A 15,989-nucleotide genomic window follows, 5' to 3' on the forward strand; every position below is an offset into this window, starting at 1 on the left:
TTAAAGGTCGTTTGTTGGCAAGACTCAGGCCAGCTACAACTACAGGCCTGATCAACCGTGATCGTCCGGTTGCCAATCCTTTGTCTTTCGCTTGAGGAAAATCCCCATGGTTGCTGCATTGCTAGATCGTCTGGGCGTCAGCCCGGCCCTGTACCAGAACGGCACCGAGCCGGTGCATTCACCCATTGATGGTAGCCGCATCGGCGCCGTGAACTGGGAAGGCGCCGCGGAGGTCGAGCAACAGGTCAGCCGTGCAGAGCATGCCTTCGACTTGTGGCGCAACGTACCGGCCCCGCGTCGCGGCGAGCTGGTGCGTCAGTTCGGCGACCTGTTGCGCGAGTACAAAGCCGATCTCGGCGAACTGGTGTCGTGGGAAGCCGGCAAGATCACCCAGGAAGGCCTGGGTGAAGTGCAAGAGATGATCGACATCTGCGATTTCGCCGTCGGCCTGTCCCGCCAGCTGTACGGCTTGACCATCGCCTCCGAGCGTCCGGGCCACCACATGCGTGAGTCCTGGCATCCGCTGGGCGTGGTCGGGGTGATCAGTGCCTTCAACTTCCCCGTGGCGGTCTGGGCCTGGAACACCACGCTGGCACTGGTGTGCGGCAACGCGGTGATCTGGAAACCGTCGGAGAAAACCCCACTCACCGCCCTGGCTTGCCAGGCGCTGTTCGAACGCGTGCTGAAGAATTTCAGCGATGCGCCTGCGTACCTGAGCCAGGTGATCATCGGCGGTCGTGATGCCGGTGAAGCGTTGGTAGATGACCCACGTGTGGCCTTGATCAGCGCCACCGGCAGCACCCGCATGGGCCGTGAAGTGGCGCCGAAAGTCGCCGCGCGCTTCGCCCGCAGCATCCTGGAACTGGGTGGCAACAACGCGATGATCCTGGCCCCTAGCGCCGACCTGGACATGGCCGTGCGTGCCATTCTGTTCAGCGCCGTCGGCACCGCCGGCCAGCGTTGCACCACCTTGCGCCGCCTGATCGCCCATGAATCGGTGAAAGAAGAAATCGTCACCCGCCTCAAGGCCGCCTATTCGAAAGTGCGCATCGGCCACCCGTTGGAAGGCAACCTGGTCGGGCCGTTGATCGATAAACACAGCTTCGACAACATGCAGGATGCCTTGGAGCAGGCCCTGAGCGAAGGCGGGCGGGTGTTCGGCGGCAAGCGCCAGCTCGAAGACCAGTTCCCGAATGCCTATTACGTCTCGCCGGCCATCGTCGAGATGCCGGAGCAGAGCGACGTCGTGCGCCACGAAACCTTCGCACCGATCCTGTATGTGGTCGGCTACAAGGACTTTGCCGAGGCCCTGCACCTGAACAACGCCGTGCCCCAGGGCTTGTCGTCCTGCATCTTCACCACCGACGTGCGTGAAGCCGAGCAGTTCATGTCGGCCGTGGGCAGCGACTGCGGCATCGCCAACGTCAATATCGGCCCGAGCGGCGCGGAAATCGGCGGCGCGTTCGGCGGTGAGAAAGAAACCGGCGGTGGTCGTGAATCCGGCTCCGACGCCTGGCGCGGCTACATGCGCCGCCAGACCAACACCGTGAACTACTCGCTGGAGTTGCCGTTGGCGCAGGGGATTACCTTCGACTGAGGTCGCTTGGGTCGGATCTTCGATTCGTGAAGATCCTTTGTGGGAGCGAGCTTGCTCGCGATGACGGCGGCACATTCAACAGGGCAGTGACTGGCGAACCGCTATCGCGAGCAAGCTCGCTCCCACGCTAAATAGTGTGATGGTTGGGTTTCATTTCCGGAGTCTGGCAATGCCGTTACGCGAAGAATGTCTGTGGGAAAATCTGACGCCGCAAAGGCCTGAAAATACTGCGCTCACGGAGGAGATCACGGTCGATGTCTGCGTGATCGGCGCAGGCTTCACCGGATTATCGGCGGCGGTGCACTTGCTGGAGCAAGGCAAGCGCGTTGCCGTGTTGGAAGCGCATCGGGCTGGGCACGGTGGCTCGGGACGCAACGTCGGCCTGGTCAACGCCGGCCTGTGGATCCCGCCGGACGACATCGAGGCCGGCTTCGGCGAGGCGGTGGGCAGCCAGCTCAACCGCATGCTGGGCGCCGCGCCGGCCTTGGTGTTCAGCCTCGTCGACAAGTACAACATTGATTGTCAGCTGCGCCGCGAAGGCACCTTGCACATGGCCCATAACGCCCGGGGCGAGGCCGACCTGCGCAGTCGCGAAGCGCAATGGAAACGCCGAGGCGCTCCGGTGGAGTTGCTCACCGGCCATGCCTGTGTCGAGGCCACTGGCACCTCGAAAATCGCCGCGGCGTTGCTCGATCGACGTGCCGGTACGCTCAATCCGATGGCCTACACCAGCGGGTTGGCCAAGGCTGCGCAGGATTTGGGGGGCCAGCTGTTCGACCATTCAGCGGTGACGCGCCTGGAGCGCCAAGGCCAACGCTGGTCGGTGCAGACCGCCCAGGGTTCGGTGTTGGCCGAGCAGGTGGTGATCGCCTCCAATGCTTACACCGAGGGCGACTGGACCGAGCTGCGGCGCAATTTCTTTCCCGGCTACTACTATCAAGTCGCCTCCGCCCCGCTGACCGACGAGGCGGCTCGACGCATTTTGCCGGGCGGGCAAGGTTCGTGGGACACCCGCCAGGTGTTGAGCAGCATTCGTCGGGACAAGGACGGCCGTTTGTTGCTGGGTAGCCTGGGCAATGGCAACCGCAAGCCAACCTGGTTCCTCAGGGCTTGGGCCGACAGGGTGCAGCAGCACTACTTCCCCTACCTCAAGCCGGTGGAGTGGGAGTGCACCTGGACCGGTTGCATCGCCTTCACGCCTGATCACCTGATGCGCCTGTTCGAACCGGCGCCGGGTCTGGTGGCCGTGACGGGTTACAACGGCCGGGGCGTGACCACCGGCACGGTGGTGGGCAAGGCCTTCGCCGATTACCTGTGCCAGGGTGATGCCAAGGCGTTGCCGATCCCCTTCGCCCCCATGCAACCACTGGTCGGGGTGGGGGTACGCAGTTGCCTGTATGAAGCGGGTTTTTCGCTGTATCACGCGGGCCAGTGCCTGCGGATCGTCATTTGAGTGTTGGAAAATGTTACCGGAACCAGCGTTTTCCGACACAGCGGCTAGCCTGTTATGGTGCGGGTTGTAGCAGTCGCGCACCGGGAGTGTGCAGTTCGGTAGCGTAGGTTGTTACAGCATGGTTGCACGCCGTTTCGCGCGACGGTTGCAATGATGGCTCATTGATGGTTGTACCTGTTTTACAAAATGGTTGCACCTCGTGCGGTTTAGACGGTTGCACGCCCTGTGAAAAAGGGCCCGAAACAGTCGAAATAACAATAAAGCAGCGACTTTTTTCAGAATAAAAAACCGATGGCACGGCCCTTGCTCTTAGCTTCTGCGTGAAAGTGAAGTCGCAGTGCCAACTAAAAAAAACCTTGGAGCACCACCTCATGTCCCAGACGTTTTACAAGAAAGGCTTTCTGGCCCTCGCAGTGGCTGCTGCGCTGGGTGTTTCTGCGTTTGCTCAGGCCGACATCAAGATCGGCGTAGCGGGTCCCATGACAGGCGCCAACGCGGCATTTGGCGAACAGTACATGAAGGGTGCACAGGCCGCGGCAGACGAGATCAATGCCAAGGGCGGCGTGAACGGGGAAAAAATCCTGCTGGTCAAGGGCGACGACGCCTGCGAACCGAAACAGGCCGTTACGGTAGCCAAGGACCTGACCAACCAGAAAGTGGCGGGCGTAGTCGGTCACTTCTGCTCCTCGTCGACCATCCCGGCCTCCGAGATCTACGACGAAGCAGGCATCATTGCGATCACTCCGGGTTCTACCAACCCTACTGTGACCGAGCGCGGCTTGAGTGCCATGTTCCGTATGTGCGGGCGTGACGATCAGCAAGGCATCGTTGCCGGCGACTACATCGTCGACGTGCTCAAAGGTAAAAAAGTCGTCGTGCTGCACGACAAGGATACCTACGGCCAGGGCCTGGCGGATGCAACCAAAGCCCAGCTCGAGAAGCGTGGCGTGAAGCCGGTGCTGTACGAAGGCCTGACCCGTGGTGAAAAAGACTTCAGCACCATTGTCACCAAGATCCGCGGCGCTGGCGCCGATGTCGTCTACTTCGGTGGTCTGCACCCGGAAGCCGGTCCCCTGGTTCGCCAGCTGCGTGAGCAAGGCCTGAAGGACGTCAAGTTCATGTCCGACGACGGCATCGTGACAGACGAGCTGGTCACCACCGCTGGCGGCCCGCAATTTGTCGATGGCGTGCTGATGACCTTCGGCGCCGACCCGCGCCTGCTGCCAGACAGCAAGGCTGTAGTGGATGCGTTCCGCGCCAAGGGTACTGAGCCAGAAGGCTACACCTTGTATGCCTACGCTTCGGTCCAGACCCTCGCGGCTGCCTTCAACGGCGCCAAGTCCAACAGTGGCGAAAAAGCGGCCGAGTGGTTGAAGAGTAATCCGGTTAAGACCGTGATGGGCGAGAAGACCTGGGACGCCAAGGGCGACCTGAAAGTCTCCGACTACGTGGTTTACCAGTGGGACAAGGACGGCAAATACCACCAGTTGGAAAAACAGAAGTAAACGCGATCGGCTAGATCCCCCGATTCCAGTGGGAGCGAGCTTGCTCGCGATGGCGGACTGACAGGCGACATCTATGTTGAATGTCTGTGCGCTATCGCTGGCAGGCCAGCTTCCACAAGGAATTTAGTGTTCTGACTGACAGTGCTCCGACGTAAATCTGTATTTTCCTTAGAAGAGCCGCACACTCAAGAGTGTGCAGGTTCTCACTGCGTGAGATTGCGTTATGGATGGTATTTTCCTGCAGCAACTGGTCAACGGCCTGACCCTCGGGTCGGTCTATGGCCTGATCGCCATCGGCTACACAATGGTCTATGGCATCATCGGCATGATCAACTTCGCCCATGGCGAGGTTTACATGATCTCTGCGTACCTCGCGGCGATCAGTCTGGCTCTGCTGGCATACTTCGGTATCGAATCCTTCCCTCTGCTGATGCTGGGTACCCTGGTTTTCACCATCATTGTCACGGCGGTGTATGGCTGGGTCATCGAGCGTGTCGCCTATAAACCCCTGCGTAACTCCACCCGACTGGCACCGTTGATCAGCGCCATCGGTATTTCGCTGATCCTGCAAAACTATGCACAGATCGCCCAGGGCGCGAAGCAACAAGGGGTTCCAACCTTGCTGACGGGAGCCTGGCGTGTCGAAGTCGGCACCGGATTCGTGCAACTGACCTACACCAAGGTCTTCATCCTCGTCGCTGCGTTTGCCGGGATGGCCCTGCTGACCTACGTCATCAAGTACACCAAGCTCGGCCGCATGTGCCGCGCGACCCAGCAAGACCGCAAGATGGCCTCGATCCTGGGGATCAACACCGACCGTGTGATTTCCTACGTATTCATCATTGGTGCAGCGATGGCGGCCCTGGCCGGCGTGCTGATCACCATGAACTACGGCACGTTCGACTTCTATGCCGGCTTCATCATCGGCATCAAGGCGTTCACCGCCGCGGTACTCGGCGGGATCGGCTCACTGCCTGGCGCGATGCTCGGCGGGATCATTCTCGGGATCTCCGAGTCGCTGTTCTCCGGCCTGGTCAATTCGGACTACAAGGACGTCTTCAGCTTCTCGCTGCTCGTTCTCGTTCTGGTCTTTCGGCCCCAAGGCCTGCTTGGCCGTCCTCTTGTGTCGAAGGTGTAAGCGATGTCTTCAACCACTCATAAAACCATTGATATCAAAAGAAGCCTGGTTGACGCGATTCTTGCCGGTCTGGTTGCCCTCATTGTGTTCGGTCCGATTGTTGGCGTGGTCCTCGACGGCTACGGTTTCAATCTGGAAACGACCCGAGTGGCGTGGATTGTTGCCATCGTCATGGCCGGCCGCTTTGCCCTGAGCCTGTTCCTGCAAACGCCCAAGGGCCTGAAAATTCTTGAAGGTTTTGAAAGCAGCGGTTCCGGGGTTCATGTTCTGCCGCCCGACTACAAGACCCGGCTGCGCTGGATCATTCCGCTGGTGATCGTCATCGCCGTGGTGTTCCCGTTTTTCTCCAACTCGTACCTGCTGGGTGTGGTCATCCTCGGGCTGATCTACGTGCTGCTGGGCCTGGGCTTGAACATCGTGGTCGGTCTGGCCGGCCTGCTCGACCTGGGTTACGTAGCGTTCTACGCCATCGGTGCCTATGGGCTGGCGCTCGGTTATCAATACCTGGGGCTGGGGTTCTGGACGGTACTGCCACTGGCGGCGATCACGGCGGGGTTGGCCGGCTGCATCCTCGGCTTCCCGGTGCTGCGCCTGCACGGTGACTACCTGGCGATCGTGACCCTGGGCTTCGGTGAAATCATCCGGTTGGTCCTCAATAACTGGCTGTCCCTGACCGGCGGCCCGAATGGCATGGCGGCGCCGTTGCCCACCTTCTTCGGCCTCGAGCTCGGTAAAAGAGCGAAGGACGGCGGCATACCCTTCCACGAGTTTTTTGGCATCGCCTACAACCCGGACGTGAAGTACTACTTCATCTACGCGGTGTTGTTCCTCGTCGTGCTGGCCGTGCTGTACATCAAGCATCGCCTGACCCGCATGCCGGTCGGTCGCGCCTGGGAAGCCTTGCGCGAAGATGAAATCGCCTGCCGCTCGATGGGCCTGAACCACGTATTGGTCAAGCTCTCGGCGTTCACCATCGGGGCCTCGACGGCCGGCCTGGCCGGTGTGTTCTTCGCCACTTACCAAGGCTTCGTCAATCCGACATCGTTCACCTTCTTCGAATCGGCCCTGATCCTCGCCATCGTCGTGCTGGGCGGCATGGGCTCGACCATCGGCGTGGTGATCGCGGCCTTCGTGCTGACCGTGGCGCCGGAATTGCTGCGCGGCTTCGCGGAATACCGGGTGCTGCTATTCGGCATACTGATGGTGTTGATGATGATCTGGCGCCCGCGCGGCCTGATTCGCATCAGCCGTACCGGTGTGACGCCGCGTAAAGGAGTAGCCCCATGAGCGAAGTCGTACTCTCAGTCGAAAACCTGATGATGCAGTTCGGTGGGATCAAGGCCCTCAGCGACGTCAGCCTGCAGGTCAAGCGTAACTCGATCTTCGCCCTGATCGGCCCCAACGGTGCGGGCAAGACCACGGTGTTCAATTGCCTGACCGGGTTCTACAAGGCCACGGGCGGCAAGATCGAACTCAACGTGCGCGGCGAGCGGACCAACGTCATCAAGCTGCTGGGCGAAGCGTTTCGCCCGACTGACTTCGTGTCACCGGCATCCTTCGCCAGCCGGATGTACTACAAGATGTTCGGCGGCACTCACCTGGTGAACCGTGCCGGCCTGGCGCGGACCTTCCAGAACATCCGCCTGTTCAAGGAAATGTCGGTACTGGAAAACCTGCTGGTGGCCCAGCATATGTGGGTCAACCGCAGCCTGCTGGCGGGCATCCTCAACACCAAGGGCTACCGCAAGGCTGAAAGCGATGCGCTGGACCATGCCTTCTACTGGCTGGAAGTGGTGGATCTGGTGGACTGCGCCAACCGCCTCGCCGGGGAGCTTTCCTACGGCCAGCAACGGCGCCTGGAAATTGCCCGGGCCATGTGCACCCGTCCGCAGATTATCTGCCTCGACGAACCGGCCGCCGGCCTCAACCCTCAGGAAACCGAAGCGCTGAGCGCGATGATCCGGCTGCTGCGCGATGAGCACGATCTGACCGTGGTGCTGATCGAACACGACATGGGCATGGTGATGAGCATTTCCGACCACATCGTGGTGCTGGACCACGGCAACGTGATCGCCGAGGGCGGTCCCGAGGCGATTCGCAACGATCCGAAGGTGATCGCGGCCTACCTGGGTGCCGATGAAGAGGAGCTGGTATGACTGGACCTATCCTCGAACTCAAGGAACTGGACGTATTCTACGGGCCGATCCAGGCCCTGAAAAAAGTCTCGATGCACATTGGGGAAGGTGAAACCGTGAGCCTGATTGGCTCCAACGGTGCCGGCAAGTCCACGCTGCTGATGTCGATTTTCGGCCAGCCCCGTGCGGCGGGCGGGCAGATCATCTACCAGGGTGTGGACATTACCCAGAAGTCGTCGCACTACATTGCCTCCAACGGTATCGCGCAGTCGCCGGAAGGGCGGCGGGTATTCCCTGACATGACCGTCGAGGAAAACCTGCTGATGGGCACTATTCCCATCGGTGACAAGTACGCCAGTGAAGACATGCAGCGCATGTTCGAGCTGTTCCCACGGCTCAAGGAACGGCGTAACCAGCGGGCCATGACCATGTCCGGCGGCGAGCAGCAAATGCTCGCCATCGCTCGGGCGTTGATGAGCCGTCCGAAGTTATTGCTGCTCGATGAGCCGAGCCTGGGGCTGGCACCGATCGTGGTGAAACAGATCTTCGCCACCTTGCGTGAGCTGGCGGCCACCGGGATGACCATCTTCCTGGTGGAGCAGAACGCCAACCACGCCCTCAGGTTGTCGGACCGTGCCTATGTGATGGTCAACGGTGAAATCCGCCTGACCGGTACCGGCAAGGAGTTGCTCGCTAACGAAGAAGTACGCAACGCGTATCTGGGCGGGCACTGAGGCTGCTGTTGCTGTAACAGGAACCGGCGAGTGATCGCCGGTTTTTTTATCCCTTGGATTCACCCCTCATTCCCTGTGGGAGCGGGCTTGCTCGCGAATGCGGTGTGTCAATCAACACGATGCCGGCTGATCCACCGCATTCGCGAGCAAGCCCGCTCCCACAAGGGGACTTTTGTCGCTTGGGAGAATTGTGGACAACAATCCTGAGCCCTTACGAAACCGCGACATAAAGTCGCCGCAAATAGTTGTTTTGTCACAGTTTTGACTTGTCCCCGTTTGCTGTGGAACCGACTGTGGGTAACGTGGGAGTAGCTGGCTGAAAGCCTTTAAAACCGGGCCTTTCAGACCTGTGGTTATTTTTTGATCAAGGGTTTTTGGTCAAGCGTGAGTGTCGGTTGTCAACACTTTTATGAGCACTGGAAAGGGCTCGAAAATCGGTGGGCAAGCCTGTGGATAAGTCTGTGACTAAACTCTGGAAAGACCGCGCTGAGGGCCGTAGTTGCTGGCTTGGAGCCATCGCTTCATGAGCGGCGACTTATAGCAGATAACTCGGACGGCACAACCTGCGTTACGGGGTCAAGGGAAAAAATTTTCCAAATACCTCGCAAAGCCTTACCCACAGCGGCTTGCAGAGTTTGTACTTGCCCCCGATTACTGTGGACGTGCCTGTGGATAAGGTGCGGGCAATTGGCTGTGGGCCTTGTCTGAAAAGGCCTGGCGGTAATTGGTTATTTTATGGGCAGTCGCGGGATACAAAGCATGTTTCCACAAGCCTTGCCGGTAGCGTGTCAGGCCGGGCATGCTGTTGGCCGATTTCCATTCAAGGGCTGCCTTAAGCCCAAAGCAAGGAGAACATGATGTCCAACACCCTGTTTATCACCGGTGCGACGTCCGGTTTTGGTGAGGCCTGTGCCCGTCGTTTCGCCGAGGCTGGCTGGAAGTTGGTGCTGACCGGTCGTCGTGAAGAGCGTCTCGATGCTCTGTGTGCCGAGCTGTCGAAGCAGACCGAGGTCCATGGCCTGGTGCTGGACGTACGTGACCGCACGGCCATGGAAGAGGCAATCGCCAACCTGCCGCCGTCGTTCGCCAAGCTGCGGGGGTTGATCAACAACGCCGGGCTGGCCTTGGGCGTGGACCCGGCGCCCAAGTGCGACCTCGATGATTGGGACACGATGGTCGACACCAACGTCAAGGGCCTGATCTACAGCACCCGCCTGCTGCTGCCACGCCTGATCGCCCATGGCCGTGGCGCCGGCATCATCAATCTGGGCTCCATCGCCGGTAACTATCCATATCCGGGCAGCCACGTGTATGGCGCGAGCAAAGCGTTCGTCAAACAGTTCTCGCTGAACCTGCGTTGCGACCTGCAAGGTACCGGGGTGCGGGTGAGCAACATCGAGCCGGGTCTGTGCGAAAGCGAATTCTCCCTGGTGCGCTTCGGCGGCGACCAGGAGCGTTACAACTCGACCTACGCCGGGGCCGAGCCGATCCAGCCGCAGGACATCGCCGATACCATCTTCTGGGTGCTTAACACGCCGGCCCACATCAACATCAACAGCCTGGAGCTGATGCCGGTGAGCCAGACCTGGGCCGGGTTTGCCATCGAGCGCAACAAGGTTTGACGGCTAACGTTATTGGGGGGCCCTGTGGCGAGGGGATTTATCCCCGTTGGGGAGCGTAGCTCCCCTAAGACCTGAGCCCACGATCTATCTTTTTAGGGCTGCTGCGCAGCCCAGCGGGGATAAATCCTCTCGCCACAGGGGCTTTAGGCCAGATAATCGGCGAGTCCGCGATAGCAGGTCAGCAGGTGGTACGGCGTGGTGGAAGGCATGTCCAGGCGGCTGACAGCGCCATCGGCGTCCAGGCACTCATTCCAGCCTCGGGGATGCAGGAAATGTTGCTGCAGTGCCTGCAACTGGCGCAGCAAGGCTTCCTCGTTCCCAGGGCGTAAGGTCAGTGCCCGCAAATACTCTGCCTGGGCCCAGATGCGCTGGGTTGCGTCGCGCACGACCGCGTGCGGCGCCAGGCCCAGCATGGCGCACACCGCGCCAGACTGCGGATTCACGCCTTGCTGCTCGGTATAGCCGAAGCTGCGCTCCAGGGCCGCATGCAACTTGCCGTCGCGCAACAGCGGCGAGGAGGCCAGCAGGAAATACCACTCGAACTGGTGACCTGGCTCGAACCAGTTATCCACAGTCTTGAGCGGTTTCTCCATCATGACGCGCTGCTGGGGGGCGATGAAGCGCTTGAACATCCCATCGCACAAGCTCAGCAACGCTTGACGGACATTGGCGTCTTGGCGAACCGAGAGGGTGGCGAGGAAGGCTTCGGCCAGGTGCATTAGCGGGTTTTGCAAAGGGCCGGTTCCGCGCGTTGACCAATCGCGCTTGAGGCTGGCTTCGTAGAGACCATCGCCGCTGGCAAAGCGCCGGGCGATGACTTCCAAGGCAGCGTTGAGTACCGATTCCACCAGCGGCTCGCGGACCTTGCTCCAGTAGTGGGCGCAGGCGAACAGGATAAAGGCGTGGGTGTAGAGGTCCTTGCCGGTGTCCAGCGGCGCGCCTTGTGGGTCGATGCTGTAGAACCAGCCGCCGTGTTCGGCATCGTGGAAATGCCGTTGCAGCGAGCGAAACAGTGCTCCGGCCCGTTCTTCGGCCTGCGGCACCTCGCCGATCAGGCTGGCGAACACATACAACTGCCGCGCACAGGCCATGGCCCGATAGCGCTGGGGCGGCAGCGGCGAATGCCCGGCGTCCAGGGATTCATATGGCAATGCCAAATCGGCATTCCAGCCCGGGCCTTGCCACATTGGCACGATCACGTCGTGAAAATGCTGACGCACCGTTGCGAACAGGGCGGTCAATTCAGGCTGGGGAGCGGGGCGGGAAGCATCAGGCATGGGTGGACGTCGTCACGGCTGGGGGCGATTGCGCGACATGGTAGCAGAGTGACCGACTCCAGAGAGATGGCGCTTGTATGTCCGTCATCGCGAGCAAGCTCGCTCCCACATTCGACCTCATTCTTCCTGACGAAACTCGGTCAACTGTGGGAGCGAGCTTGCTCGCGATAGCGGCCAGGCAGGCGCTAAAGAATCAGCTTGCCAACAACCAAACCCCAGCCGCCGCCGAAGCCGCCCCAGCCAGCCGCACCAACGGCGCGGCCGCTCGAGGCAACACGCGAACCAGCGCAAAACCTGCGCCATGCAGCGCCGCCGTGGCTGCGACGAAGCCTGCCGCATAGGCCCAGGGACTCGACATGTCCGGCAATTCCAAGCCATGGGCCACGCCATGGAATAGCGCGAACATGGCGGTAGCGGCGACCGCCAGGCCCAGCGGTGGGCGCACCGCCAGTGCCACGGCCAGGCCCAGGGCCAGTACCGAGGCGGCAATACCGCTTTCCAGCGCCGGCAGCTCCAGGCCTTCAAAACCGAGCAAGCCGCCGAGCAGCATCGTCCCGACGAAGGTGCACGGCAGCGCCCAGCGCGCCGTGCCTTGCTGCTGCGCGGCCCACAAGCCGACCGCCAGCATCGCCAACAAATGATCGAGCCCACCAATGGGGTGGCCGAGGCCGGCGATCAGGCCGTTGTCGCCATGGCCAGGGTGGGCGAAGGCCACGGCCGGGGTTAGCAGCAGGGCGAGGGCACCGAGGATACGTTTGGATGTCATGGATAAGCTTCCTTGTTGAAGGTCGGAAAAGTCAGGCGGCGGTCAGCAGGCCCTGGCGCTCGATGAACGCAATGATGGCGTCCAGGCCCTGGCCGGTTTTCTGGTTGCTGAACACAAAGGGCTTGTCGTTGCGCATCCGTCGGGTGTCGCTGTCCATCATTTCCAGGGACGCGCCCACCAGCGGTGCCAAGTCGATTTTGTTGATCACCAGCAGGTCCGATTTACAGATGCCGGGCCCGCCCTTGCGCGGCAGCTTGTCACCGGCCGAGACGTCGATGACATAGATGGTCAGGTCCGACAGTTCCGGGCTGAAGGTCGCCGACAGGTTGTCGCCGCCCGATTCCACCAGGATCAGGTCCAGGCCCGGGAAGCGCCGGTTCAGTTGGTCCACCGCTTCGAGGTTGATCGAGGCGTCTTCGCGAATCGCCGTGTGCGGACAGCCACCGGTCTCCACGCCGATGATCCGCTCGGGCGCCAGGGCTTCGTTGCGCACCAGGAAGTCAGCGTCCTCTCGGGTGTAGATGTCGTTAGTGACCACCGCCAGGTTGTAGCGATCGCGCAGGGCCAGGCACAGGGCCAGCGTCAACGCGGTTTTGCCGGAACCCACCGGGCCGCCAATACCGACGCGCAAAGGTTGTGTATTCATGTGTGTCTCCTAGGAACGGAACAGACGGCTGTACTGGCGCTCATGGGCCATGCACGCCAGTGACAGGCCAAACGCGGCGCTGCCGTAATGATCGGGGTCGATGTTCGAAGCGTTGTGCTGGGCCTGCTGCAACAACGGCAACAGTTCGCTGGTCAGGCGTTGGGCGGCTTGCTGGCCCAGGGGCAGGGTTTTCATCAGCACCGCCAGTTGGTTTTCCAGCCAGCTCCATAGCCAGGCGGCGAGGGCGTCCTGGGGCGTGATCTGCCAGGCGCGGGCGGCCAGGGCCCAGCCCAGGGCCAGGTGCGGCTCGCTGCGTTGCTCGAGAAACCCGCGTGCGGCGGCGTCCAGTTCCGGCAGGCCGCCCAGCAACTGTTGCAACGAGTAGCCCATCTGTCGACTCTCCTGATACAGCTCGCGGGTCTCCCGGCTGGCGCGGTGCTCTTCACAATGTCGCAGCAGGGTGTCCCAGTCGTCGGCGGCGGCTGCGGTGCAGTGGGCCAGTAGCAGGGGCGCTTCGAAGCGTGCCAGGTTCAGCAGCAATTGATCGCTGATCCAGCGACGCGCATCGTCGGGGTTCTTGACCTGGCCGTTATCCACCGCCATCTCCAGCCCCTGGGAATAGCTGTAGCCACCAATCGGCAGTTGCGGGCTGGCCAGGCGCAGCAGCGCCCAGGCCGGGTTCATGTGCGTACGCCGAACTGATGCAGGCGCGGCGCGTAGTTGAAATCTTCGTCGCCGTGCCGCGAGTGATGATGGCCGCCGCCATAGGCGCCATGTTCCGGTTGGAACGGGGCATCGATGGGCTCGGCGCTGGCGCCCAGTTGTTCGAGCATCGCCTTGAGCACGTAATCGTCCAGCAGGCGCAACCAGCCATCGCCCACTTGTAGGGCAACATGGCGATTGCCCAGGTGATAGGCGGCGCGGGTCAGTTCGAACGCGTTGGCGCAGGTGACGTGCAGCAATTGTTCGGGGCGAGCACAGACACGCACGATGCGCCCGTCCTCGGCCTGCAGGCATTCGCCGTCGTACAGCGGCGGCTGGCCTCGCTCCAGAAACAACCCCACGTCTTCACCCTCGGCACTGAAACAGCGCAGGCGGCTTTTGCTGCGGGCGTCGAAGGTCAGGTGCAGCTCGGCGTCCCAGCGGGGTTGAGGGTCGATTCTGCGGTGAATCACCAGCATCGGAGTGCTTCCAGCAATGAACAGTGCTGTGTTTAGAGCAAGGGGCTTGCCAATCGAAGGGGATGTAGGAAAAAGGGGGTGCTGCTGGGGAAGGTGTTTGCTGGCGTCTCGCGTTGCGTGCCATTTTGGTGCGCGCCGTAAAGCGGTGCACTCTTTTGCGGCTTGAGAAAAAATTGTGGGAGCGAGCTTGCTCGCGATAGCGGAGTGTCAGTCGGCATCAACTCCACTGATGAATCGCTATCGCGAGCAAGCTCGCTCCCACAGCGGGTACATTCGGGATTTACTCGGTGCTACCCAGCCCTTGCCAATGCTTGAGGCCAATAAAGATAAACCGCAGCTGCTGGGTGATTTTCACCTGGGGAGTGAGGTGCTCGGGCAAGGCTTCGGCGGGTGGATCGATGATGTCCGGCAGGGTGGCGAACACGCTTTTGACGATGAGGTCGGCCATCACACTCAGCCCGGCCAAGTCCAGGTGTTGCAGTTTCGGCATGAGTGCCAGGTCGGCGGCCAAGTCCGAGCTGATGCCTTCGCGCAGTCGTCCGATGGCTTGGCGCACCGGCAGGGAGCCGCCGTATTGCTCGCGGGCCAGGAACAGGAACTGCGAGCGGTTGACTTGCACCACATCGAGGAAGATCCGCACCGACGCGTCGATGATGCCGCCCATGACGAATTCGTTGTGGCGCACCAATCGAATGGTTTCGCGGAAGGTCTGGCCGACTTCGCTGACGAGTGCCAGGCCCAGTTGATCCATGTCGGCGAAGTGCCGATAGAACCCGGTGGGCACGATGCCCGCCGTCCTGGCGACTTCCCGCAGGCTCAGGCTGCCGAACCCGCGGCCACACTCCATCAAATGCCGGGCGGCATCCATCAGGGCGTTTCGGGTCTGTTGTTTCTGTTCGGCGCGGGGCAGCATCGCAAGGCTGACTTCTGATTCACGGGAGCGACGCACTCTAGCAAATCAGCTTTGCCGACGTCGAACGGTAGAGAGGGATCAGGCGGGGAAAGTGGGACGTTTGAAACGTTAAAAGCCCGATTGGGGGAATCGGGCTTTTTTCCGAGATACCATGGGCTCAGCTCACTGTGCCGTTGCGTTCGTTCACGCGGTCACCACCGCCTTCGGCAAGGGTCTGGCCTGGGGTGCGGTCGGAACCGTCAGCGGCAAGGGTCTGGCCTGGGGTGCGGTCGGAACCGTCAGCGGCAAGGGTCTGGCCTGGGGTGCGGTCGGAACCGTCAGCAGCCAAGGTCTGGCCTTGTGGAGTGCGGTCGGAACCGTCAGCAGCCAAGGTCTGGCCTTGTGGAGTGCGATCGGAACCGTCAGCAGCCAGGGTCTGGCCTTGTGGAGTGCGATCGGAACCGTCAGCAGCCAGGGTCTGGCCTTGTGGGGTGCGGTCGGAACCGTCTTCAGCCAAGGTTTGGCCCTGTGGAGTGCGGTCGGAACCGTCTTCAGCCAAACCTTTTTCTTCCAGGCGATCACGTCCACCTTCGGCAACGGTCTGGCTGTAGACCGAATGGCTGTCCCTGACCTGAGGGGTGGCTTGTTCGGAGGCTGGCAGTGCGAAAGCAGTCGAGGCCAGCAGTGAAAGGGAAAGACTCATCAGTAATTGGCGTTTCATGATCATTGCTCCTTGGGAGGGCGATAAAGTGGGTACGAGGGCAATGCTACTCTCGATAAGTCGATATAAAAGTTCATAAACGCAATGGTAATAATCAACGGAATTGATTGTTCAGGGGAAAGGCTCTAGAACGGGCGTTTCCGAGGTGAGGTTTTGCACTGTGGTGGGTATTTTGTACCCATTGCTGCCTCGCAAATGTGCGGGCGAGGTAACAGGTTGTTGGCTGATCGGTCAGGTTCCCGGCATTTTTTTGTGCCGTTCATCGGCACCTGTTGGCCGTTCCGTCAGTCCTATTCTTCATAACGAACCGATTACAGGTTTG

The 15,989-nt window shown here is 61.0% G+C and carries 15 protein-coding genes; 8 read left to right on the top strand and 7 right to left on the bottom strand.

The window, feature by feature from the left end:
* Positions 1–106: 106 nt before the first annotated feature.
* The 8 genes from LOY70_RS02950 (at position 107) to LOY70_RS02985 (ending at position 10,184) form a co-directional block, all read left to right on the top strand.
* Positions 107–1,597 (top strand): aldehyde dehydrogenase family protein, encoded by a 1,491-nt coding sequence (locus LOY70_RS02950; protein WP_310366567.1) that lies wholly within the window; start codon positions 107–109, stop codon positions 1,595–1,597.
* A 169-nt stretch (positions 1,598–1,766) separates the two neighbouring features.
* Entirely contained in the window at positions 1,767–3,050 is a 1,284-nt protein-coding gene (locus LOY70_RS02955) for an NAD(P)/FAD-dependent oxidoreductase (protein WP_265033177.1), read from the top strand.
* Between the two features lie 371 nt (positions 3,051–3,421).
* The gene (locus LOY70_RS02960; RefSeq protein ID WP_265033179.1) at positions 3,422–4,555 is read left to right on the top strand and encodes a branched-chain amino acid ABC transporter substrate-binding protein; all 1,134 of its coding nucleotides are present in this window, start codon (positions 3,422–3,424) and stop codon (positions 4,553–4,555) included.
* A 223-nt stretch (positions 4,556–4,778) separates the two neighbouring features.
* On the top strand, positions 4,779–5,693 hold the full coding sequence (locus tag LOY70_RS02965; RefSeq protein WP_092175879.1) for an ABC transporter permease subunit: 915 nt from the start codon (positions 4,779–4,781) through the stop codon (positions 5,691–5,693).
* A 3-nt stretch (positions 5,694–5,696) separates the two neighbouring features.
* Positions 5,697–6,980 carry a high-affinity branched-chain amino acid ABC transporter permease LivM gene (livM, locus tag LOY70_RS02970; RefSeq protein WP_265033182.1) on the top strand — a complete coding sequence of 428 codons (1,284 nt, stop codon included), beginning with the start codon at positions 5,697–5,699 and terminating at the stop codon, positions 6,978–6,980.
* Entirely contained in the window at positions 6,977–7,849 is an 873-nt protein-coding gene (locus LOY70_RS02975; RefSeq protein ID WP_025211573.1) for an ABC transporter ATP-binding protein, read from the top strand. Before livM ends, LOY70_RS02975 begins: the two co-directional genes overlap by 4 nt.
* Positions 7,846–8,562 (top strand): ABC transporter ATP-binding protein, encoded by a 717-nt coding sequence (locus LOY70_RS02980; RefSeq protein ID WP_265033187.1) that lies wholly within the window; start codon positions 7,846–7,848, stop codon positions 8,560–8,562. Before LOY70_RS02975 ends, LOY70_RS02980 begins: the two co-directional genes overlap by 4 nt.
* A gap of 857 nt (positions 8,563–9,419) precedes the next feature.
* Positions 9,420–10,184 carry an SDR family oxidoreductase gene (locus LOY70_RS02985; RefSeq protein ID WP_265033189.1) on the top strand — a complete coding sequence of 255 codons (765 nt, stop codon included), beginning with the start codon at positions 9,420–9,422 and terminating at the stop codon, positions 10,182–10,184.
* 143 nt (positions 10,185–10,327) lie between these two features.
* Here LOY70_RS02985 and LOY70_RS02990 read toward each other — a convergent pair whose 3' ends face one another.
* The 7 genes from LOY70_RS02990 to LOY70_RS03020 form a co-directional block, all read right to left on the bottom strand.
* On the bottom strand, positions 10,328–11,461 hold the full coding sequence (locus tag LOY70_RS02990; RefSeq protein ID WP_265033191.1) for an AGE family epimerase/isomerase: 1,134 nt from the start codon (positions 11,459–11,461) through the stop codon (positions 10,328–10,330).
* 193 nt (positions 11,462–11,654) lie between these two features.
* On the bottom strand, positions 11,655–12,227 hold the full coding sequence (locus LOY70_RS02995; RefSeq protein ID WP_265033192.1) for a HupE/UreJ family protein: 573 nt from the start codon (positions 12,225–12,227) through the stop codon (positions 11,655–11,657).
* Between the two features lie 31 nt (positions 12,228–12,258).
* Positions 12,259–12,873, bottom strand: coding sequence for an urease accessory protein UreG (gene ureG, locus LOY70_RS03000; RefSeq protein ID WP_123345077.1), 615 nt, complete (start codon positions 12,871–12,873; stop codon positions 12,259–12,261).
* A 9-nt stretch (positions 12,874–12,882) separates the two neighbouring features.
* Entirely contained in the window at positions 12,883–13,557 is a 675-nt protein-coding gene (locus LOY70_RS03005) for an urease accessory protein UreF (protein WP_123415098.1), read from the bottom strand.
* Complete coding sequence (gene ureE / locus LOY70_RS03010) at positions 13,554–14,054, bottom strand: urease accessory protein UreE (protein WP_265033194.1); 501 nt, start codon at positions 14,052–14,054, stop codon at positions 13,554–13,556. The genes LOY70_RS03005 and ureE overlap by 4 nt, the downstream gene beginning before the upstream one ends.
* A gap of 280 nt (positions 14,055–14,334) precedes the next feature.
* Complete coding sequence (locus tag LOY70_RS03015) at positions 14,335–14,967, bottom strand: TetR family transcriptional regulator (RefSeq protein WP_265033195.1); 633 nt, start codon at positions 14,965–14,967, stop codon at positions 14,335–14,337.
* A 157-nt stretch (positions 14,968–15,124) separates the two neighbouring features.
* The gene (locus LOY70_RS03020) at positions 15,125–15,667 is read right to left on the bottom strand and encodes a hypothetical protein (protein ID WP_265033197.1); all 543 of its coding nucleotides are present in this window, start codon (positions 15,665–15,667) and stop codon (positions 15,125–15,127) included.
* Positions 15,668–15,989: the final 322 nt, after the last annotated feature.

The sequence above is a fragment of the Pseudomonas sp. B21-054 genome, assembly GCF_026016345.1.
Classification (GTDB): domain Bacteria; phylum Pseudomonadota; class Gammaproteobacteria; order Pseudomonadales; family Pseudomonadaceae; genus Aquipseudomonas.

What these genes read in the sequence shown, in the direction of transcription:
- LOY70_RS02950 (WP_310366567.1), top strand. Translation starts at nt 107, where the DNA reads ATGGTTGCTGCATTGCTAGATCGTCTGGGCGTCAGCCCGGCCCTGTAC.
- LOY70_RS02955 (WP_265033177.1), top strand. Translation starts at nt 1,767, where the DNA reads ATGCCGTTACGCGAAGAATGTCTGTGGGAAAATCTGACGCCGCAAAGG.
- LOY70_RS02960 (WP_265033179.1), top strand. Translation starts at nt 3,422, where the DNA reads ATGTCCCAGACGTTTTACAAGAAAGGCTTTCTGGCCCTCGCAGTGGCT.
- LOY70_RS02965 (WP_092175879.1), top strand. Translation starts at nt 4,779, where the DNA reads ATGGATGGTATTTTCCTGCAGCAACTGGTCAACGGCCTGACCCTCGGG.
- livM (WP_265033182.1), top strand. Translation starts at nt 5,697, where the DNA reads ATGTCTTCAACCACTCATAAAACCATTGATATCAAAAGAAGCCTGGTT.
- LOY70_RS02975 (WP_025211573.1), top strand. Translation starts at nt 6,977, where the DNA reads ATGAGCGAAGTCGTACTCTCAGTCGAAAACCTGATGATGCAGTTCGGT.
- LOY70_RS02980 (WP_265033187.1), top strand. Translation starts at nt 7,846, where the DNA reads ATGACTGGACCTATCCTCGAACTCAAGGAACTGGACGTATTCTACGGG.
- LOY70_RS02985 (WP_265033189.1), top strand. Translation starts at nt 9,420, where the DNA reads ATGTCCAACACCCTGTTTATCACCGGTGCGACGTCCGGTTTTGGTGAG.
- LOY70_RS02990 (WP_265033191.1), bottom strand. Translation starts at nt 11,461, where the DNA reads ATGCCTGATGCTTCCCGCCCCGCTCCCCAGCCTGAATTGACCGCCCTG.
- LOY70_RS02995 (WP_265033192.1), bottom strand. Translation starts at nt 12,227, where the DNA reads ATGACATCCAAACGTATCCTCGGTGCCCTCGCCCTGCTGCTAACCCCG.
- ureG (WP_123345077.1), bottom strand. Translation starts at nt 12,873, where the DNA reads ATGAATACACAACCTTTGCGCGTCGGTATTGGCGGCCCGGTGGGTTCC.
- LOY70_RS03005 (WP_123415098.1), bottom strand. Translation starts at nt 13,557, where the DNA reads ATGAACCCGGCCTGGGCGCTGCTGCGCCTGGCCAGCCCGCAACTGCCG.
- ureE (WP_265033194.1), bottom strand. Translation starts at nt 14,054, where the DNA reads ATGCTGGTGATTCACCGCAGAATCGACCCTCAACCCCGCTGGGACGCC.
- LOY70_RS03015 (WP_265033195.1), bottom strand. Translation starts at nt 14,967, where the DNA reads ATGCTGCCCCGCGCCGAACAGAAACAACAGACCCGAAACGCCCTGATG.
- LOY70_RS03020 (WP_265033197.1), bottom strand. Translation starts at nt 15,667, where the DNA reads ATGAAACGCCAATTACTGATGAGTCTTTCCCTTTCACTGCTGGCCTCG.